The sequence below is a fragment of the Stenotrophomonas riyadhensis genome (assembly GCF_040256885.1).
Lineage (GTDB): Bacteria > Pseudomonadota > Gammaproteobacteria > Xanthomonadales > Xanthomonadaceae > Stenotrophomonas > Stenotrophomonas riyadhensis.
In genome coordinates, this window is the sequence record NZ_CP155568.1 from 3,646,477 (window position 1) to 3,664,512 (window position 18,036).

General features: G+C 66.1%; 18 protein-coding genes and 1 tRNA gene. 9 read left to right on the forward strand and 10 right to left on the reverse strand.

Annotated features, from left to right (window positions below; genetic code table 11):
• Positions 1–70 precede the first annotated feature (70 nt).
• The 6 genes from SriyCCGPB3_RS16920 to rimK form a co-directional block, all read right to left on the reverse strand.
• Positions 71–2,680, reverse strand: a complete 2,610-nt coding sequence (locus SriyCCGPB3_RS16920; RefSeq protein ID WP_350259528.1) for a type VI secretion system Vgr family protein — start codon at positions 2,678–2,680, stop codon at positions 71–73.
• 222 nt (positions 2,681–2,902) lie between these two features.
• Positions 2,903–3,319, reverse strand: a complete 417-nt coding sequence (locus SriyCCGPB3_RS16925) for a hypothetical protein (protein WP_350259529.1) — start codon at positions 3,317–3,319, stop codon at positions 2,903–2,905.
• 270 nt (positions 3,320–3,589) lie between these two features.
• A complete protein-coding gene (locus tag SriyCCGPB3_RS16930; protein ID WP_350259530.1) occupies positions 3,590–4,960 on the reverse strand; it encodes a sensor histidine kinase in 1,371 nt (456 codons plus the stop codon).
• On the reverse strand, positions 4,923–5,600 hold the full coding sequence (locus SriyCCGPB3_RS16935) for a response regulator transcription factor (protein ID WP_005410804.1): 678 nt from the start codon (positions 5,598–5,600) through the stop codon (positions 4,923–4,925). The genes SriyCCGPB3_RS16930 and SriyCCGPB3_RS16935 overlap by 38 nt, the downstream gene beginning before the upstream one ends.
• A 12-nt stretch (positions 5,601–5,612) precedes the next feature.
• Positions 5,613–6,098 carry a hypothetical protein gene (locus tag SriyCCGPB3_RS16940; RefSeq protein WP_110713376.1) on the reverse strand — a complete coding sequence of 162 codons (486 nt, stop codon included), beginning with the start codon at positions 6,096–6,098 and terminating at the stop codon, positions 5,613–5,615.
• Between the two features lie 285 nt (positions 6,099–6,383).
• Positions 6,384–7,262: a 30S ribosomal protein S6--L-glutamate ligase gene (gene rimK, locus SriyCCGPB3_RS16945; protein WP_110713377.1), complete on the reverse strand. Its 879-nt coding sequence runs from the start codon at positions 7,260–7,262 to the stop codon at positions 6,384–6,386.
• A gap of 129 nt (positions 7,263–7,391) precedes the next feature.
• On the opposite strand from rimK, the gene SriyCCGPB3_RS16950 reads away from it, so the two are divergent.
• Complete coding sequence (locus SriyCCGPB3_RS16950; RefSeq protein WP_110713379.1) at positions 7,392–7,829, forward strand: acyl-CoA thioesterase; 438 nt, start codon at positions 7,392–7,394, stop codon at positions 7,827–7,829.
• On the opposite strand, the gene SriyCCGPB3_RS16955 is transcribed toward SriyCCGPB3_RS16950, so the two are convergent.
• Complete coding sequence (locus SriyCCGPB3_RS16955; RefSeq protein ID WP_350259531.1) at positions 7,830–8,984, reverse strand: hypothetical protein; 1,155 nt, start codon at positions 8,982–8,984, stop codon at positions 7,830–7,832.
• 144 nt (positions 8,985–9,128) lie between these two features.
• On the opposite strand from SriyCCGPB3_RS16955, the gene SriyCCGPB3_RS16960 reads away from it, so the two are divergent.
• On the forward strand, positions 9,129–9,653 hold the full coding sequence (locus tag SriyCCGPB3_RS16960; RefSeq protein WP_350259532.1) for a hypothetical protein: 525 nt from the start codon (positions 9,129–9,131) through the stop codon (positions 9,651–9,653).
• A 13-nt stretch (positions 9,654–9,666) separates the two neighbouring features.
• Here the strand turns inward: SriyCCGPB3_RS16960 and SriyCCGPB3_RS16965 are convergent.
• Positions 9,667–9,740: transfer RNA gene (locus SriyCCGPB3_RS16965), tRNA-Gly, on the reverse strand.
• Between the two features lie 115 nt (positions 9,741–9,855).
• Complete coding sequence (locus SriyCCGPB3_RS16970; protein WP_110713383.1) at positions 9,856–11,691, reverse strand: autotransporter outer membrane beta-barrel domain-containing protein; 1,836 nt, start codon at positions 11,689–11,691, stop codon at positions 9,856–9,858.
• A 207-nt stretch (positions 11,692–11,898) separates the two neighbouring features.
• Here SriyCCGPB3_RS16970 and thiS point away from each other — a divergent pair, with 207 nt between their 5' ends.
• From thiS to SriyCCGPB3_RS16990, 4 genes are all read left to right on the forward strand, one after another.
• Positions 11,899–12,099 carry a sulfur carrier protein ThiS gene (thiS, locus tag SriyCCGPB3_RS16975; RefSeq protein WP_110713385.1) on the forward strand — a complete coding sequence of 67 codons (201 nt, stop codon included), beginning with the start codon at positions 11,899–11,901 and terminating at the stop codon, positions 12,097–12,099.
• 117 nt (positions 12,100–12,216) lie between these two features.
• Positions 12,217–13,011, forward strand: coding sequence for a thiazole synthase (locus SriyCCGPB3_RS16980; RefSeq protein ID WP_180860835.1), 795 nt, complete (start codon positions 12,217–12,219; stop codon positions 13,009–13,011).
• Positions 13,011–13,745: a tRNA (guanosine(46)-N7)-methyltransferase TrmB gene (trmB, locus tag SriyCCGPB3_RS16985; protein ID WP_010481468.1), complete on the forward strand. Its 735-nt coding sequence runs from the start codon at positions 13,011–13,013 to the stop codon at positions 13,743–13,745. The genes SriyCCGPB3_RS16980 and trmB overlap by 1 nt, the downstream gene beginning before the upstream one ends.
• A 27-nt stretch (positions 13,746–13,772) precedes the next feature.
• On the forward strand, positions 13,773–15,620 hold the full coding sequence (locus tag SriyCCGPB3_RS16990) for an SLC13 family permease (RefSeq protein WP_110713387.1): 1,848 nt from the start codon (positions 13,773–13,775) through the stop codon (positions 15,618–15,620).
• A gap of 364 nt (positions 15,621–15,984) precedes the next feature.
• Here the strand turns inward: SriyCCGPB3_RS16990 and SriyCCGPB3_RS16995 are convergent, their stop codons facing one another.
• Positions 15,985–16,320 (reverse strand): Rieske (2Fe-2S) protein, encoded by a 336-nt coding sequence (locus SriyCCGPB3_RS16995; RefSeq protein WP_012511947.1) that lies wholly within the window; start codon positions 16,318–16,320, stop codon positions 15,985–15,987.
• Positions 16,321–16,498: 178 nt separating this feature from the next.
• Between SriyCCGPB3_RS16995 and SriyCCGPB3_RS17000 the strand changes: the two genes are divergently transcribed.
• The 3 genes from SriyCCGPB3_RS17000 to mscL all read left to right on the forward strand — a co-directional run bounded on the left by SriyCCGPB3_RS17000 (position 16,499) and on the right by mscL (position 18,032).
• Complete coding sequence (locus SriyCCGPB3_RS17000; protein WP_019660189.1) at positions 16,499–16,780, forward strand: hypothetical protein; 282 nt, start codon at positions 16,499–16,501, stop codon at positions 16,778–16,780.
• A 75-nt stretch (positions 16,781–16,855) separates the two neighbouring features.
• Positions 16,856–17,572, forward strand: coding sequence for a fumarylacetoacetate hydrolase family protein (locus SriyCCGPB3_RS17005; RefSeq protein WP_350259533.1), 717 nt, complete (start codon positions 16,856–16,858; stop codon positions 17,570–17,572).
• A gap of 55 nt (positions 17,573–17,627) precedes the next feature.
• Positions 17,628–18,032, forward strand: coding sequence for a large-conductance mechanosensitive channel protein MscL (gene mscL, locus SriyCCGPB3_RS17010; RefSeq protein ID WP_153855661.1), 405 nt, complete (start codon positions 17,628–17,630; stop codon positions 18,030–18,032).
• Positions 18,033–18,036: the final 4 nt, after the last annotated feature.

The window sequence follows — 18,036 nt, forward strand, 5'->3', positions numbered from 1 at the left end:
GTCCGCGCGCAGATCGCCGGGGCTCTGCCACGGCAACCGGGAATGCCGCCACGGATCGATCCACGGGGCGTCAGCCATTCTTCGCAGACCATGGCAGGCCGGCCTGCATCGCCTTCAGCAGGCACTCCACGCAGACCGTCTGCGCGAACTGCGGCAGCAGAAACAGCTCCTGCACTGGGCCAGTGAAGTGCCGTTCGCCGGTCTTGAAGGTCAGCGTGCCCGGGCAGGTCACGTGCAGGTTGCCGTCCTTCAAGGTAATTGCCGCGCCGCCTCCCGTCGCAATGTGCAAGGTGCCTCCCGCAGCCAGCTGCACCTCCTCCTGGCGACTGGCCGCCACCAGCCCAGCGCGCGCCTGCAGGTGCACAGCGTCTGCCTGCGCCTGCACGTCGAGCGGCTGTTCGCCAGCCACCACACTCAACCCGGCACTATCAGGATTGCGTGTCGCGCCAGCCAGCACGCCGATGGCCTGGCGGCACTGCCAACGCACATGGTCGCCTGCGATCACGCCCGAACTGGCGCCGCTGGCCAGCAGCGTGCTGTGCCCTGCCGCCAGCTGGATCGACTGCCCGGCCACCTGGCAGATGCCTGCCGGTGCCGACAGTCCCAGCACCGCAGACCCGGTTGCGGGGATGTCTTCGTCAGTACCCTGCAGCCGCTGCGATGCCGCCACGCTGTCGGCCAGGGTCTGCAGCACGCTCGCGCCATCGCCCTCGATGGCAGGGCCACGCAGCCGCACTGTGCGCTGCTGCCGTGCAGCTTCGTCAAAGGTCTGCGCCAGCACGACGGTCTGCCGCAGCAGGGACACCGGCGCAGCGCGCAGGCCGGCCGGGGCGGACGCGGCGCGCTGCATGCTGTCCAGCCATAGGCCTGCCGTTGCACGCACGGCGCCCCACGCATCGCTGCGCAGTTCGAACCCACTTCCGCGCAGGCTGCCGCGGAAGTTGTGCTGCCGGTGACACAGATGCCCCATGCTGAGTGCGCTGTGGCACTGCGTTGTGGCGAGTCGCACCTGCAGCTGGTCGTCGCTGTCATCAAACGCCAGACTGTTGCCGCCATCGCCGTCCCAACTCTGCGAGCTGATGCCCCACACAGCGCCTGCATTGCGCTGGGCCGGTTCGCCCGCGCCTACGGCATGCCAGCGCGGGGCGTTGCCACCGGCAAGGTTGTTCTGGGCGCTGCTGCCAGCATCGCTGGACTGCGCGAGCGCTTCAGCGCGCGCCTCGCCACGGCCGTTGTAGAGCGCGCCAATCACGATGGGGCGGCAGAGGTCGCCGTTGACGAAATCCACCACCACCTCCTGGCCGACGCGGGGCAAGAACTGACTGCCCACGCCAGGGCCGGCGAAGGTCTGGGCAACCCGCAGCCAGCCGCTGTCAGCCCTGCTGTCGGTGGCAAAGCCGAACCGCACACGGATGCGCCCGTTGCTGTCCATGTACAGCGGTGCACCGTCATCGCCGCCGAGCACGGTAGCCAGTTGTGGCCCGGGGGCCATCGACCGCCCTGCCCTGCCCTCCAGCGAACGTCGCCATCGACGGTCGAACGGCATGGCCTCGAAGCGGTTGGCATAGCCCAGCTTCAGCGCGCGGTCTGCGGGCACGGTGTCGGGCAAAGCGTGCAGCGGCAGGTGCTGCTGCAGTTCGACAACGGCAGGCAGTTGATTGACCGCCGCGTGTTGCACCGCCGTAAGCAGCAACGCAGGCACCGCCCGCTGCCCGGGTTCTGGCAGCACCTCGAACGCGTAGCCGGGCTGGAAGTCCGGCTCGGTCCCCTCACCGGTCCAGCGCCGCTGCTCACACAGCGCCGCTTCGGTGTCGCGCATCACCTCGGCCAAGGCGTCGTGCGAGGTCTCCCACGCCGCGCGGCGGGCCGGCGAATAGTCCTCCAAGGGGCCACGGGCCACTGTACGAACAGGCAGGCTGGCCGAAACCACCCGCAACGGATCGTCCAGGTCTGTCACGCGGGTCATGTGGGTCGGTACTACCCGCCAGGCTTCATGCAACAGTGCGATGCCCCCGCCATCCAGCACGCGCTGGCTCTGGTGAAGGCGCCGCGGCGGTGACAGCAGCGAGCATCGCGTGCTGTCGCCGAAGATCATCAGCGTGTGCCCGCCCGGTGCCTCGGGCAGCGTGCGGATGCACCAGCCCAGGCCTTCATCGGCCATCAACTGCTGCAGGAATGCCATGTCCGATTGGCGATACTGCACGCGGTAGCCCCGGCACCGACGCTCCAGCGCATGGGCACTTCCGAGGTGCCAGGACCAATGCGCCAGGGGCGCATGCACCGAAAGTACCGTGTGGATGATGCTGGCCACATCCTCATCCTGGAAGACGCGGCTGTGGCGACTGTCATGCAGCCAAGCGGTCCAGTCGGCCAGGTGAACGCGGTACCGCACCAGACGGCCTGCGTAACCCAGGCGCTCGACGCTGCGGATCAGCCCGGCGCGGACAACCTCGGCGCCGTCCGGCTGGCGTGTGGTGATGCTTGCCGGTCGGGTCAGCCAGTCATCCAGGCTGTGCCCGCATGCCTCGCCCAGCAGATCAACCTGGCAGCACAGGCCTTCGGACAACGACTCGCTGCCGTGCCAGCGCTCCACGATCAACCGCAGGGCGGTAGGACCGCAGAATCGATGGACGCGCGACGACGCCTCGTAGGCGGCAACAAACGATGATGGGTGATCCATGGCAGTTCCTCGACGAACACGGCACGCGAGGGCGCGCTTGTCTGTAGTCCAAGCCTTGGCGGATCAATGCGGAGGACGCAATCTGAAAAGTGTCTGAAAAGCGTCGAGGATCAATTTCTGCCCGGCACGAGAGGCCTCACCGGCATCAACGTCAGGGCGTGCAGGCAAGACCTGACAGCCAGGGAGGCGGAATGCGACAAAGGATGCGCCGACCCACGACGACTACTGCAGCGTTGCTCCGCCCCGGATCTTTTCAGCCCGCAACTGCTGTTGCGCGTGGCAGGTCAGCTCGCGTGCAGCCAGCAGCAGGCCTTCCATCGCATCCGAAGGTACGACCTGCAACGGACCTCCGCGGGTGCGTGCGATATGCACGGCGTACATCATCCGGGTCAGGATGGTGATACCTGCGACGGTATGCCTGATGCCGGCCAGCGTGCCGGCCTCCGACGTTTTCAACCCGGCGCGTTGTGCAGCCTCCCCGGTGATGCGGTCGACGTCCATCTGGACCTTCAGGAGCGGCATCAGGCCATCGGGCCGGGACAGCGTGTCCTCGACACGCTGGGCGATATCGGCGGACAGCTGGCTGATCGATTCGCCGACCAGTTGATACAGATTCGGGTAACGGGTGCGGTGTGGCATGGCGAGCCTCCTGGCGGACGGCGGGTGATTCCGGCGCAGGCATCTGGCCATCTGCACGTCAGTCTGTCAGGAGGCAAATGCGGCAATGGCAGCGGGGATCACCGGAACCGTGAGCCGCGACACGCCCCCACAACCACGCGGCTCCCAGCCCGAACTGGCAGGAAGAGGCACTTCCGTGCTCCTTGCGACATTGAATCCACCCGAAGCCTCGCGGATGCAGTGCCGACCAAGGTCGGCGCCTACCGAAGCGGGTGTGTCGGCCGTCCGCGCTTACAACGGCTTCGGCGAGAACGTCAGGGTGGCGATCACGCCACGCTCGCCACCGGGGCGCACGCTCACCTGCCAGCCGTACAGATCGCACAGGCGGCTGACGATCGACAGGCCGATGCCACCGCCCTGCGAATGGCCGGCGTGGGTGCCGCGATAACCACGCTGGAACAGCTTGGCAGCGTCTTCCTCGCTCAGGCCAGGCCCACTGTCGGTCACCGACACCGAATTGGTGCCGACGAACACGCGCACTTCGCCATCCTGCGAGTACTTCACCGCGTTGCCGATCAGGTTGCCCAGCGCCACCGACAGCGCGGCTTCGGGCGCGTCGATCACCAGGTTGCGCTCGCCTTCCAGCGCCAGCTCCAGTGGCTTGCCACCCAGCTGGGCGCGATGCGCGTCCAGCAACTGTTCGGCCACGCGGGCGACGTTGCTGGTGCCCTGCCCGCGCTCGTTGCGCGACAGCAGCAGCAGTGCGCCGATCAGATCGCTGCATTGTTGTTCCGCACGCTGGATACGCTGCAGGCGCTGCAGTACCTTCTCATCCAGCCCGGGCCGGGTCAGCAACAGCTCGGTGGCGCCACGGATCACCGCCAGCGGCGTGCGCAGCTCGTGGCTGACGTCTGCATTGAATTCGCGGTCGCGCTGCACCACTTCGGTCAGCCGCGAGGAATAGTCGTCCAGTGCCTGGGCCAGCTGCCCCACTTCGTCATCGGGGAAGCGTGGTGCCAGCGGCTCAGGGTCACTGGTGCCGCCGCGATAGGCGCGCAGCCGCGCGGCCAGGTCCGAGACCGGCTTCATCACCTTCGATGCCGACCACCAGCCCAGCACCAGCGACAGCAGGCTGAACACCAGTACCGACAGCACCAGCGCGCGGTTGAGCTGCTGCCCACCCCGCACGCTGTCGGTCATGTCATAGGCCAGGAACGCCCAGGCGTCGGGCGTCTTGCGCACGGCCAGCTTGTAGGCGTACGGCTGACCACGTTCGTCGGTACCGGAAATGTTGTGGTTGCCATCAGGCAACGCTGCCCAATCCGGCTCTTCCTCGCGCAATGCCTCGAACTTGTCGGGTTTCACCAGGCGCGCGCGCATCTGCTGCACGGGCAGGTCGGGGTTTCGATCCGGGCTCTCGTAGAACCGACGCACGTACTCGTTGATGTTGCGGTTCATCACGTCTTCCACCAACTGGTTTTCCACGCGCATGCGGGCCCAGTTGGTGGCGAACGCGAACAGTGTTGTCAGGCAGAAGCCCAACAACACGAACGAGACGATGATGCGGCTGCGCAGGCGCCGCCGATAGGGCGTGCGCCGGCGCTCCCCCTTGGTTGCCACGGAATCAGGCTTCCGGGGTGGCGATGCGATATCCGATGCCATGGCGGGTCTGGATCAGCGGCACTTCAAACGGCTTGTCGACCACCGCACGCAGGCCATGAATGTGCACGCGCAGCGAGTCCGAGTCGGGCAGTTCCTCACCCCACACGCGGGTTTCCAGTTCCTGGCGGGTCACCACGGCGGGGGCCGCCTCCATCAGCGCCTGCAGGATCTTCAGCGCGGTCGGGTTGAGCTGCAGCAGCTTGCCCTGGCGGCGCACTTCCAGCGTGTCCAGGTTGTATTCCAGGTCGCCGGTTTCCAGCACGCGGGTCTGCACGCCCTTGCCGCGGCGCGACAGGGCATTCAGGCGCACTTCCACTTCCTGCAGCGCGAACGGCTTGATCAGGTAGTCGTCGGCGCCGGAATCGAAACCGGCCAGCTTGTTGTCCAGCGAGTCGCGGGCGGTCAACATCAGCACCGGGGTCTGCTTGCGCGCTTCGTTGCGCAGCTTGCGGCACACTTCGATGCCATCCATGCCGGGCAGATTGAGATCCAGCACGATCGCGTCGAACTCGTGCACCACAGCCAGGTGCAGGCCGGTAACCCCATCAGCTGCGAAGTCCACGGTGTGTCCCCGGTCCTCCAGGTAGTCGCCGAGGTTGGCCGCAATGTCGCTGTTGTCTTCGATTACCAGGATTCTCACTGTCACCTCTAATTAAAAATCAGTTGTATCCATACGTGTACCGAGACGTTGGACCCGCTGCAGCTCGTTGCCGCCTTCTTCTCTCTTGCGATTCCGTTCCGCCACGGTCATGCAACTCGTCTGCTGGCGATTGGAACCCACAGTTCGTTCGCGCCTGCATATTAGACGACTATCTTCACGCGCCTGTGTCAAAACGGTGTTCACGATCTGCTGGTCATTGAACACTTGAGTTCGTGCCGATTCAGGCATGGCCGATGCGTCCGGGAAGCGTTCCGAAGCGGATCGCAGGCGGCCCAGCACCTCGCGCACGCGGCTGCGATCATCGGGTTTGAGCTCCGAATAGGTCTTGCCATCATTTAGATCGGTTTCGATCCGTTCGACTTCGGCCAGCAGGGGCTGGCCCGGTCGGATCACCTCAGTCTTGTCCTTCGCCGCCAATGCAATGGGAGGAAGAACCGCGCAGGAAAGCAGGCAAGTCATGAGCAGTGCGCGTTTCATGGCAAACGTATCCTTGTCCGAAGGTGAATGCAGACTGTATTGACGTCCCTTCACATGAGCAAGTGCCACTCGGGAGTGGTGAGCAGGAGGGGCTCCAGACACAAGCGAAGCTGGATCGCCATAAAAAAGACCCAGGCGGTGCCCCCGCCTGGGTCTGAAGTTGTATCCCGATACCGATCCTGCTGAGAGGCAGAGCTGCGGTTCGCTGAAGGCTACGCCGGGGCCGATTAAAGGCATGTTAAACCCGGCCTCATTCACTCATGAGAATTTCAAGCCACTGAATAATCAGGGCTTTTTGAGCTTTTCAACATGTTCGATGATGCGTGTGGCCACATCCACCCCGCAGGCGGCTTCGATCCCTTCCAGCCCCGGCGTGGAGTTGACCTCCAGCACCAGCGGCCCACGCGCGGAGCGGATCAGGTCCACCCCGCATACCGACAGGCCCAGCGCTTTCGCCGAGCGCACCGCTACCTGCTGCTCGGCACGGCTGGCCTTGGCTGCCACCGCGGTGCCACCGGCATGCAGATTGGAGCGGAAGTCGCCTTCCGGGGCCTGCCGTTGCATCGAGGCCACCACCTGGTCGCCAACCACGAAGCAGCGCAGGTCGGCGCCCTTGGCCTCGCCGATGAACTCCTGCATCAGGAAGTTGGCATACAGCCCACGCAGCGCCTCGACGATGCCGCGCGAGGCACTGGCCTTCTCGGTGAGGATCACGCCCCGTCCCTGGGTGCCCTCGTTGAGCTTCACCACATGCGGCGGCGGGCCGAGCATGGACAACAGATCGACAGTGTCGTCGGGGTTGTCGCCGAACACGGTGACCGGCATGTCGATGCCCTTGGCCGCCAGCAACTGGTGCGCACGCAGCTTGTCGCGCGAACGCAGGATCGCGTCGGACGGATTGGGCGTGCGCGCGCCCATCAGCTCGAACTGGCGCAGCACGGCGGTGCCATAGCGGGTGATGGAGGCACCGATGCGCGGGATGACCATGTCCACCCCGGTCATCGGCCTGCCCTTGTAATGCATCGAGAAACCATCGGCCGCGATGCGCATGTAGCAGCGCAGCGGGTCGAGGATGCGCACGGTGTGGCCGCGCGCGCGGGCCGCCTCGACCAGCCGGCGGGTGGAGTACAGGGAGCTGTTGCGGGACAGGAGAGCGAGCTTCATCGCGGCAGGATCGGGCGGCAGGCGCGCAGCATAGCGCGGGCGTGTGGCGGGTGGATGATGCTCTGCGGCGTGGCCTGGCCGGAAACGGACGGCACACTGCCAGGATCTGGACAGACCGGAAGGAAGCCCATGTCGATCACCGTGTTCCCACGCTTTTCGGAGGTGGACGTGCTTGGCCACGTCACCAACACCGCCCTGCCCGTCTGGTTCGAGGAGGGCCGCCAGGAGATCTTCCGGTACTTCAGCCGCGAGGCCGGCATGCGCGACCTGACGCTGATCCTGCGCCGCTACGAAATCGACTTCCTGCAGCAGATCCAGCCGGGACACGACGTGCGCATCGAGACCCGCATCGAGAGCATCGGCCGCTCTTCGCTGACGATCGTGCAGCAGGCGTTCCAGTTCGAGGCCCTGGTGGCCAGCGGGCGCTGCGTGATGGTGCATTTCGACTACACGACCAACGCTTCGCGCGAGATCGATGCGGGGCAGCGCCGGGCGTTGTCGGGGCTGTTTACCGAGGAGTATGCGCAGTCGCTGCGGGAAACGCGCGAGCGCGCCGCCGAGGCCTGATCAGGGCGAAGGGATGCGAAGGTTGAAGCGTCCATTGCGAGCACGCAGTGCCAACGGAGTGTCCCGCCACTCCACGGGAAGCGCCAGCGACGTGTGTACTGTCGGGCAACGCGTGATGTCATCAAACTCCCAGCGTTCCTCGTAGGCCTCGCATCGGAGCGTGCCGTCATCGCCGGCCTCGATCACATCGATCCAGGCCCCACTCCGGGCCTTGCCGCTGCCGCCCATCGCACGGCGGCCAATGGCTTGCCAACGCCCCTGCCAGTGGACGAGCCATACGCCCTCGATGGGACGCAGCTCCCCATCGAGCACGCTGCCCGCCACCACCACGCATCGACCGGACGGGCTGGCAATGACCGTCTCCAGATCGCAGGCGTGACGGTCACTGGGCTCGCCATCAAGACAGAGCGCGTACGGGCAGATGCGCGCGAACAAGGTCGGATACGCAGTCAGGCGCAGGTCGTCGGGAAGCAGCGGGATGGCCTGCAGCACCCGGGCATCAGGCAGGACATGCCGCAACGCCTTCGGCACTCCAGCGCTCAGCGCCGGGTGCGCCTGGTGCAGCCACAGACCGCGACAGGGATACAGCTGGCGCGCGCTGCTGGGCAGGCTGCGCAGCCACGACACGGCGCCAGCGTCTCCTTCGGATTGCCGCTGCGCATTCAGTTGCTGCCAGAACTGCCAGCCAGGCATCGCCAGCACATACACCACCTTGTGATGCTCGTCGTAGACGATGACGGCCTCGCACCGGTCAACATAGCAGGAGGCCCAGCGCAGTGCGCTTCCCGGAACGTCCTTCCATCCGCAACTGGCATCACGACCACCTGCAATGGCGATGTCTTCGACGATGGCACCATCACGCAGCATCTGGGTGCTGTAGACGGGCCCTCCCATGCCCAGCTCGCCCCATTCCAGCTGCACATCGTGGGCAGGCGGCCGGTTGGCAAAGCGCCCTGGTGTTCGCGAGCGCAACCGTTCACCGCCTACTGCATCGCCGATCAGATCGAAGCGCTGCAGCACGCCCCCCAACGCAAGACACGCAGCCAAGCCGGCGATCACTCCCAGAGGTGACCACCACGCCACACCGATGACAACCCAGACCAGAATGGGCAGCCATTGGGTGTAACGGCGAAGCGTGCTTGGATTCAAAGCCATGCAGATCAGGCAGAGTGTTCGTTGTGATCCATCACGTCGACCTCCAGAATGTGCGCTCACAGGCTAAGAGAAGCCAAGCGCGATATCCAGCGTTGTATATGTCGTGCTTTGGCACCTTCGATCACTCAACCGCGGACGGACACGATGGCGGAATGGACCGGCTATCCCACGATCATCTACACCAACCGCCCCCTCCTTGATCTGGCCAAGGACCTCATGGCCTGTTTCCGGGATACGTTCGGCTATCAGATGGAGGTGGACCGCCTCGGGAACGGCCTGGGCTTCCTGTTCTACCGCGACAGGGACATGCTGGATCACCACCTCGACGTAGGATTCAACGTTGACCGGGCCGGTCGCGGATGTGTTGGCATTGAAGTGGACGAAGTCGACTTCTACGCCAGGCTTTCCCTGTTCGAGTTCGAGGGCGAATCGGACTTCGACCCCTACGACGTCGGCATGATGCTGAGCGGGGTTCTTCATGTCACCGTGGTGCTGCCCGCAGCAACCGAGGAGAACACGTTCTGCTCGCAGGTGCTCAGTGACATTGAAAAGCTGACGAAAATGCCGGTGGACACTTCCCGGCACGAGCGCCTCAAGGAACATCTTTCCGGGATCAAAGCGCTTTCAGCCGAAGCGGATCGGCTGGGTGGCCTGCTCGATCAGGAGTGATCGAGAGGCGGGATGGAGCGGGCGATGGGAATCGAACCCACGTCAGTAGCTTGGGAAGCTACAGCTCTACCATTGAGCTACGCCCGCAGCGCGGATGAAAGTCTATGCGGAGGGACCGGTACAGCGCAATGGTGGCCACCGCATCCGCGAGGGGTCAGAGCCCTCTCCTTGCGGAAAGGGATCCGACCCCCGCGGTTGCTGCTTAGAACGTGCCGCTGAAGTTGGCGAACAGCGTCGCGTCCTGGGCACGCTTCTGCCCGGCCGATGCGCTCAGGCCGAAGTTGCTCTGCAGCCCGAACAGCTCGGTACGGGCACCCAGCACCACGGTGGCGTAGTTCTTGTCGAAGTTCAGGCCCGGCACGCGGTAGCTGCCCAGTTCCGGCAGGGTCTGCAGCCAGGCACTGGCCTGCTTGGTGTCTTCGAACTCGTGGTCGTAGGTCACCTGCGCGTACGGCTTGACGGTGCCGCCATCGAAGCGGGCCTGCCAACCGATGCGGCCGACGGTCGAGTCGACGTTCTGGCGGTCATAGCCCAGTGCGGTGGCCAGGGTGCCGGCCGCAGCACTTTCGGTGTAACCGTCGATCTTCACCTTCTGCCAGATCACCGAAGCGATCGGGCCGTGGCGGAAACCGCCCTCGGTGCCGAACTCGTAACCAGCGTTCAGGGCAGCGGTCAGGTTGCTGCCGTCCGGCGAACCACCGTGCTCGCGGGTGGCCGGGCCCAGCTGGACCTTGCGGTTCACGTCATAGGACAACCAGGTGTAGCTGACCTGGCCATTGACCCAGATGCGGTCGTGGTACCAGCCCGCGAACAGACCGGCGGTGGTGTCCTTCTGGGTGAAGTCACCACGGCTGTTGCCGAAGTCGGCATTGAGGCGGCCAAAGCCGGCGAAGCCGCCGAACACCATGCCGTCGCGCGCCCAGTCGATACCGAACAGGCCGGCCGGCGCCAGGCCGTCGTACAGGTCGGCGTGGTCATAGCGCTGCAGGTCACCGCGCACGCCGCCCCACCAGGACAGGCCGTCGGCCGGACGACCCCCCAGATGCATGCTGACCTGGTCGGCGCGCGAGCGGCCGATGGTCTGCGCCGAGTGGCTCAGCACCTGCTGCAGACGCGGGCCTTCCAGCACCGAAACCGCGTACTGGCCCAGCAGCTGGTGGCCGGCGGTGGTCGGATGCACGCCGTCGGCGAACAGGTAGGTGTTGGCCGCATCCGGGCTGACGTAGCTGGTCGGGTTGCAGGTCAGGATGCTCTGCGTCGAGTTGGCCGGGTCGATCTTGCAGGCGGTGCTGGTGACGTTGGTGAAACCGTACATGCCCGGGTTGGCAGCCACTTCGCCCAGCACGGTGAAGGTATCGAGCGGGATGAACTCGATGCCGGCCTGCTTCAGGCCGCCGTACAGGGCCTTGTTGTAACCGGCCGACAGCGCGGTGGCGGCTGCGGCATTCGGGCCACGGAAGGCCGGGGTCAGGCCCACGTTCGGCAGGTTCGGCACCAGCACGTACTGCGCTCCAGCCTGCTTCAGCGCGCCGACCAGGGCGATCTGGTCGGTGACGGCCGCGCCGATGATGGCCTGCGCCTGCGCCGGCGCAGCGGCGGCGGCGAACAGGTCGTTGGCACCGCCCCACACCGTATACAGGACATTGGCGTCAGCCTTGCCGCCGTTCGCGGCCAGGTAGCGGGCCGCCTGCGACTTCAGCGACGGGATGGTTCCCATCGCGCTCGGAACGTCCACGCCGACGCGGGCACCACCCACCGCATAGTTGTCGCCGCTCTGGCCGTTGCCGTTGGCGGCGCCGTTGAGACCGTAGTAGTTGGCCACCTGCTGCGACCACACCCAGCCCGGGTTGGTGGTGAACTGGCCGGTGACCGGCTGCACGCCAGGCGGCAGCAACGGCCGGAAGTAGCCGGCATCGGTGAGGCTGTCACCGAAGAACACGGCCTTGGAATACGGGGATTCGCCTGCCATGGCCGGAAGCGCGGCCAGCGCGATCGCGGCCGCCATCAGGGAGCGGATCGGGCGTTTGCTGAGCAGCATGTAAAGAACTCCTGTGGGGATATCGTTGAGGACCCGGCGGACGTACGCCGGCGCACGGTGAATGGTTTCACTGCGCCGCCGTTTGCTCACGCTGCGCCGCCGCATGGATTGTCGCCTGACCGCGTGAAAACCGGTTGTGCCAGAGCTGGCGCCCGGTTCAATTTGCAAACGTTCCGATCCCACCGGGCTATCGGCGACAATGCACGGATGAACATCCAGCTCAACGGCGAACCCCGTACCCTGCCCGCTCTGGCGACCCTCCACGACCTGCTCGAAGCCGAGCAGCTGCTGCAGCGCCGGGTGGCGGTGGAGGTCAATGGCGAGATCGTCAGCCGCAGCCGCCATGGCGAGCATGTCCTTGCCGAAGGCGACGTGGTGGAGATCGTGCACGCGCTGGGCGGGGGCTGAGGCTGCTCGGGTCTTCAGGGGTCAGATCCCTTTGCCACAGGCAAAGGGATCTGACCCCACGCTCGACCCCGCCCGCTGCGTGACCCCATCTTCAGGCGGATAAGCGATAATCGCGCCATGAACGTTCATGTCTCCCCCGATTCGCTGGTGATCGCCGGCAAGACCTATGGCTCGCGGCTGCTGACCGGCACCGGCAAGTTCAAGGACCTGGAAGAAACCCGCCTGGCCACCGAGGCTGCGGGCGCCCAGATCGTCACCGTGGCCATCCGCCGCACCAACATCGGGCAGAACCCGGGCGAGCCGAACCTGCTCGACGTGCTGCCGCCGGAGCGCTACACCATCCTGCCCAACACTGCGGGCTGCTACACCGCCGAAGACGCGGTGCGTACCTGCCGGCTGGCCCGTGAGCTGCTGGACGGCCACAACCTGACCAAGCTGGAAGTGCTGGGCGACCAGAAGTCGCTGTACCCGGACGTGGTGCAGACCCTCAAGGCCGCCGAACAGCTGGTCAAGGACGGCTTCGACGTGATGGTCTACACCTCCGACGACCCGATCCTGGCCAAGCGCCTGGAAGAAATCGGCTGCGCTGCGGTGATGCCGCTGGCCGCGCCGATCGGCTCGGGCCTGGGCATCCAGAACAAGTACAACCTGCTGCAGATCATCGAAGACGCCAAGGTGCCGATCATCGTCGACGCCGGCGTGGGCACCGCGTCGGATGCGGCGATCGCGATGGAGCTGGGCTGCGACGGCGTGCTGATGAACACCGCCATTGCCGGTGCACGCAGCCCGGTGCTGATGGCCAGTGCCATGCGCAAGGCCGTCGAAGCCGGCCGCGAGGCCTTCCTGGCCGGGCGCATCCCGCGCAAGCGCTACGCCAGCGCCTCCTCCCCGGTGGATGGGTTGATCGGCTGATGACCAATCCCTTCGACAGCGCCGGTTCCAAGGCCCCGCCCAAGCCCTTCACCGTGAGCGAGGGCCGCCGCGAAGTGCGCAGCTTCGTATTGCGCCAGGGCCGCTTCACGCCCGCCCAGCAGCGCGCGTTCGACGAACGCTGGCCGCGCTTCGGCATCGACTACAACGGCCAGCCGCGTGACCTGGACGCCACCTTCGGCCGCCCGGCGCACAAGGTGCTGGAAATCGGCTTCGGCAATGGTGCCGCGCTGCGCTTCGCTGCCCAGCACGACCCGTCGCGCGACTACATCGGCATCGAGGTGCACGCCCCCGGCGTGGGTCGCCTGCTGAACGCGCTGGCCGACGACAACGCCGACCATGTGCGCCTGTACCACCACGATGCGGTGGAAGTGCTGCAGAACGAGATTGCCGATGGCGCGCTGGATGAAGTGCGCATCTACTTCCCGGACCCGTGGCACAAGAAGCGCCACAACAAGCGCCGCCTGCTGCAGCCTGCATTTGCCGAGCTGCTGGTGCGCAAGCTGCGCCCGGGTGGCCGCCTGCACTGCGCCACCGACTGGGAGGACTACGCCGAGCAGATGTGGGACGTGCTCGATGCCACCGCCGGCCTGGTCAACCGCGCCGGCCCGCGTGGCAGCGTGCCGCGCCCGGACTGGCGTCCGCAGACCCACTTCGAGACCCGCGGCCAGAAGCTCGGCCATGGCGTCTGGGACCTGCTGTACGACCGCACCTGACGATCGCCTGAGGACACCGCTCCCCACATGGATACCGCGCTGACGCTGACCAACGACATGAAGCTCGTGCTCGGGCTGGTCGGCTTCACGATGGCGATGTTCCTGTTCGAGCGCATCCGCGCCGACGTGGTCGCGCTGGTGGTCCTGGTGGTGCTCGGTGTCACCGGGCTGATCGCGCCGGAGGAAATCTTCGGCGGCTTCTCCGGTAACGCGGTGATGAGCATCATCGCCACCACCATCCTCGGTGCGGGCCTGGACCGCACCGGGGCGCTGAACCGGCTGGCCGCGTGGCTGCTGCGGCGCGGCCATGGCGTCGAGCAGCGGCTGTTGATGATGACCACGGCCATTGCCGGCCTGAATTCCTCTTTCATGCAGAACCCGTCGGTGATGGCGCTGTACCTGCCGGTCGCCTCGCGACTGGCCGCGCGCACCGGGTTGACCCTGCAGCGCCTGCTGCTGCCCATTTCGGCGGCAATCGTGATGGGTGGTGCGCTGACCATGGTCGGCAATTCACCGCTGATCCTGCTGAACGATCTGCTGGCCTCGGCCAACAACAACCTGCCTTCCGGCCTGGCCACCATCGAGCCGCTGCGCATGTTCGCGCCACTGCCGATCGGCGTGGCACTGCTGATCGCCTCGCTGCTGTACTTCCGCTATTACGGCGACCGCAAGCTGGTGGAAGAGGAAAGCCTGGTCAACGACGGGGTCACCCCGGCACGCACCGAGAGTTACTTCGCCAAGACCTACGGCATCGAAGGCGATGTGTTCGAGCTGGTGGTCAGTGCCGAAAGCCCGCTGGTCGGCATGACCCTGGGCGAGGCGGAGAACCTGCACGATGCCCCGCTGCTGCTTGCCTTGAAGACCGGCAACGACACCCGCCTGGCACCGCCGGCGGAGATGCGCATCTGGGTCGGCAGCGTGCTCGGCGCGATGGGCCCGCGCGAGCAGATCAGCGACTTCGCGCAGAACCAGTTCCTGCGCATGTCCTCTCGCCTGAAGCATCTGGGCGACCTGTTCAACCCCAGCCGCGCCGGCATTTCCGAGGCCGTGGTGCCGCCGACCTCGAACGTGATCGGCAAGAGCGCGGCCGACCTGCGCCTGCGCAAGGAGCGCGGTATCAGCCTGCTGGCGATCAACCGCGACAAGCAGGTGATCCGCGAGGACGTGCGCGACGTGCAGCTGCGCGCCGGCGACATGCTGGTGTTCCACAGCATCTGGACCGACCTGGCGCAGGCCGCCCGCAGCCGCGACTTCGTGGTGGTGACCGACTACCCGACCGGCGAGCAGCGCCCGCACAAGTTCAAGATCGCGATGGCGATCTTCGCGCTGACCATCCTGATCGCGCTGACCAGCAAGCTGCCGGTGGCGCTGACGCTGATGACCGGCGTGGCCGGCATGCTGCTGACCGGCGTGCTGCGCATGGACGAGGCCTATGCCTCGATCAACTGGAAGACGGTGTTCATGATGGCCGGGCTGATTCCGCTCGGCTGGGCGATGGATTCCAGTGGCGCGGCGGCATGGGTGGCCGGCCATACCATCGACAAGCTGCCCACCGGCATTCCGGTGTGGGTACTGGAGGTGGCGCTGGCGCTGCTGACCACGGCGTTCTCGCTGGTGATCAGCCATGTGGGCGCGACCATCGTGATGGTGCCCATTGCAGTGAACCTGGCGTTGGCGGCGGGCGGCAATCCGACGGCGTTCGCGCTGATCGTGGCGCTGTCGGCGTCCAACAACCTGATGACGGCCTCCAATCCGGTGATCTCGATGATCACGGGGCCGGCCAACTACACACCGCGTGAGATGTGGCGGGTCGGCGGCCCGCTGTCGCTGATCTACACGCTGGTGGTGGTGTTGATGATCAACCTGATGTTCTGAGGTTGGGGTTTGTTGGCAGGGCTGCGCCCTGCACCCCGGTAGTGCCGGCCGCTGGCCGGCAACCTCAACAGCAAAAGCGTGCATTTCGTGGGATGCCGGGGTGGGTCCGGTTGCGGGGGACGCCGTAAACCCGTCCGTGGGGGCTTGGCCGCGGCATCCATGCCGCGGACACCCCCGCAACCGGACCCACCCCGCCTTCGACAGATTCATGCGAGCTGTCGAAACGGCATTCCGTGCTGCTGTTGGTAGGTGTCGACCTTGGTCGACACGGCTTTTGTAGCGTCGAGCCATGCTCGACTGCTCCTGGCTTGATGGGGTAAGAGCCGCTTTCCTGCGGAAAACGGATCCGACCCCTGGCCTGGACTCAGGCGAGATAAACCTGCCCGTCGCGCACGTCCACCGGCACCGCGCGCAGGCGGTCGCCCTTGCAGGGGCCAGCGATGCAGTCGCCGCTGTCCAGCGCGAACGAGGCACCGTGGGCGGCACACACCAGGTGGCCCTCGCGGCTCTTCAGGAACTGGCCCGGGGCCCAGTCCAGGCGACGGCCCGCGTGCGGGCAGATGTTCAGGAACGCACGCACCTGCGCGCCATCGCGGTACAGCACCAGCGATTCGGCATCGCCATCGACCACCGCTTCGACCTCGGCAAACGCGCCATCGGCAATGGCATCAAGGGCGATCAGGGCAGCGGCGGCAGTCATGGCGAAGGCTCGGACAGTAAACCTGCATTGTCGCACGCCCACTCAGGTGACTGGCTGCGACATGAACACAAGTCATTGATCCGTAATAAGCACAGGCTATATTTAACGAGTTTTTCACTCAATGACAGTGGCGCGTCCCGATACTCTGGTTTCGCTGATCCCAGCCTATCGAGCCGCCATGTTCAATCGCGCATCCGCCTTCAACCAGTTCCGCACCCTGTTCGCGCCGCGCAAGCCGCGTCACCCGCTGGTGCGCGTGGCCGTGGGCCTGCTTGGCCTGGCGATCCTGGCCGCGATGGTGTTCATCGGCGTATTCGTCGGTGCGGCAATGATCCTGGTCGGCCTGGCGTGGAAGCTGCTGGCCTCGCGCAAGCCGGGCGCCGCGCGTCCGGTCGACCCGACCGTGGTCGAGGGTGAGTACCGCGTGGTGCGCAAGCCGGTGCTGCCGGCCTCGCGCTGATCCACGCCCTCCGCGCCCGCTGACGGCGGGCGCCATGCGTTCTAGACTGCGGGCACGCCCCTCCTGGATGCCCGCATGTCCGATGTCTCCGATGTGATCCCTGCCGTAGCCCTGCCGCGTGTGCCGGTGGTGGGCGGCGGCAGCTTCCCCGTGCACCGCATCTACTGCGTCGGCCGCAACTTCGCCGACCATGCCCGCGAAATGGGCGCGGCGGTACCGGCAGCCGATGACCGCGGCCGCCCGATGTTCTTCAGCAAGCCAGCCGATGCGATCGTGGTCGGCCACGACGATGCCATCCCCTACCCCCCAGCAACCGCCAACCTGCACCACGAAGTGGAGCTGGTGGTGGCGATCGGCCGCGATGCGCCCGCGGGCGAGCTGGCCGTGGCCGATGCCGAAGCGCTGGTCTACGGCTATGCCGTCGGCCTGGACCTGACCCGCCGCGACCTGCAGGCCGCCGCCAAGGACAAGGGCCACCCGTGGGATGCGGCCAAGGGCTTCGATGCCTCTGCGCCGATCAGCGAGATCGTGCATGCCGCTGAAGTGGGCGACCTCGCCGCGCTGAACCTGTCGCTGGAGGTCAACGGCGAGGTACGCCAACAGGCGCTGCTGGACCAGATGATCTGGAACGTGCCGGAGATCCTGCACGAGCTGTCCAAGCTGTGGCAGCTGCGTGCCGGCGACCTGGTGTTCATGGGCACCCCGTCCGGGGTGGCTGCGCTGAAACCCGGCGACCGCTTCAGTGCCCGACTGGAAAACGTGGCCGAGCGCCACGGCGTGATCGCCGGCTGACATCACCTGCGCTACCCTGCGCGCTGTCCACTTCCCCCACCGGAGAAAAACAACAATGGGAATGCTCACCGAGTTCAAGGAATTCGCGATGCGCGGCAACGTCATCGACCTCGCCGTCGGCGTGGTGATCGGCGCGGCCTTCGGCAAGATCGTGACCGCCCTGGTCGAGAAGATCATCATGCCGCCGCTGGGCATGCTGATCGGCAAGGTGGATTTCTCGCAGCTGGCCTGGACGTTGTCACCGGCCAGCGTCGGCGCCGATGGCAAGGAGATCCCGGCCGTGGTGATCGGCTACGGTGACTTCATCAATACGCTGATCCAGTTCGTGATCGTGGCCTTCGCCATCTTCCTGGTGGTCAAGACGATCAACCGCCTGTCGCGCAAGCAGGAAGCCGCACCGGCCGCACCGGCCGAGGAAGTGGTGCTGCTGCGCGAGATCCGCGACAGCCTGAAGAAGTAAGGCC

Bases quoted from the DNA above. Each gene is read 5' to 3' on its own strand.
- SriyCCGPB3_RS16920 (WP_350259528.1), bottom strand. From the start codon at position 2,680: ATGGATCACCCATCATCGTTTGTTGCCGCCTACGAGGCGTCGTCGCGC.
- SriyCCGPB3_RS16925 (WP_350259529.1), bottom strand. From the start codon at position 3,319: ATGCCACACCGCACCCGTTACCCGAATCTGTATCAACTGGTCGGCGAA.
- SriyCCGPB3_RS16930 (WP_350259530.1), bottom strand. From the start codon at position 4,960: ATGGCATCGGATATCGCATCGCCACCCCGGAAGCCTGATTCCGTGGCA.
- SriyCCGPB3_RS16940 (WP_110713376.1), bottom strand. From the start codon at position 6,098: ATGAAACGCGCACTGCTCATGACTTGCCTGCTTTCCTGCGCGGTTCTT.
- rimK (WP_110713377.1), bottom strand. From the start codon at position 7,262: ATGAAGCTCGCTCTCCTGTCCCGCAACAGCTCCCTGTACTCCACCCGC.
- SriyCCGPB3_RS16950 (WP_110713379.1), top strand. From the start codon at position 7,392: ATGTCGATCACCGTGTTCCCACGCTTTTCGGAGGTGGACGTGCTTGGC.
- SriyCCGPB3_RS16955 (WP_350259531.1), bottom strand. From the start codon at position 8,984: ATGGCTTTGAATCCAAGCACGCTTCGCCGTTACACCCAATGGCTGCCC.
- SriyCCGPB3_RS16960 (WP_350259532.1), top strand. From the start codon at position 9,129: ATGGCGGAATGGACCGGCTATCCCACGATCATCTACACCAACCGCCCC.
- SriyCCGPB3_RS16970 (WP_110713383.1), bottom strand. From the start codon at position 11,691: ATGCTGCTCAGCAAACGCCCGATCCGCTCCCTGATGGCGGCCGCGATC.
- thiS (WP_110713385.1), top strand. From the start codon at position 11,899: ATGAACATCCAGCTCAACGGCGAACCCCGTACCCTGCCCGCTCTGGCG.
- SriyCCGPB3_RS16980 (WP_180860835.1), top strand. From the start codon at position 12,217: ATGAACGTTCATGTCTCCCCCGATTCGCTGGTGATCGCCGGCAAGACC.
- trmB (WP_010481468.1), top strand. From the start codon at position 13,011: ATGACCAATCCCTTCGACAGCGCCGGTTCCAAGGCCCCGCCCAAGCCC.
- SriyCCGPB3_RS16990 (WP_110713387.1), top strand. From the start codon at position 13,773: ATGGATACCGCGCTGACGCTGACCAACGACATGAAGCTCGTGCTCGGG.
- SriyCCGPB3_RS16995 (WP_012511947.1), bottom strand. From the start codon at position 16,320: ATGACTGCCGCCGCTGCCCTGATCGCCCTTGATGCCATTGCCGATGGC.
- SriyCCGPB3_RS17000 (WP_019660189.1), top strand. From the start codon at position 16,499: ATGTTCAATCGCGCATCCGCCTTCAACCAGTTCCGCACCCTGTTCGCG.
- SriyCCGPB3_RS17005 (WP_350259533.1), top strand. From the start codon at position 16,856: ATGTCCGATGTCTCCGATGTGATCCCTGCCGTAGCCCTGCCGCGTGTG.
- mscL (WP_153855661.1), top strand. From the start codon at position 17,628: ATGGGAATGCTCACCGAGTTCAAGGAATTCGCGATGCGCGGCAACGTC.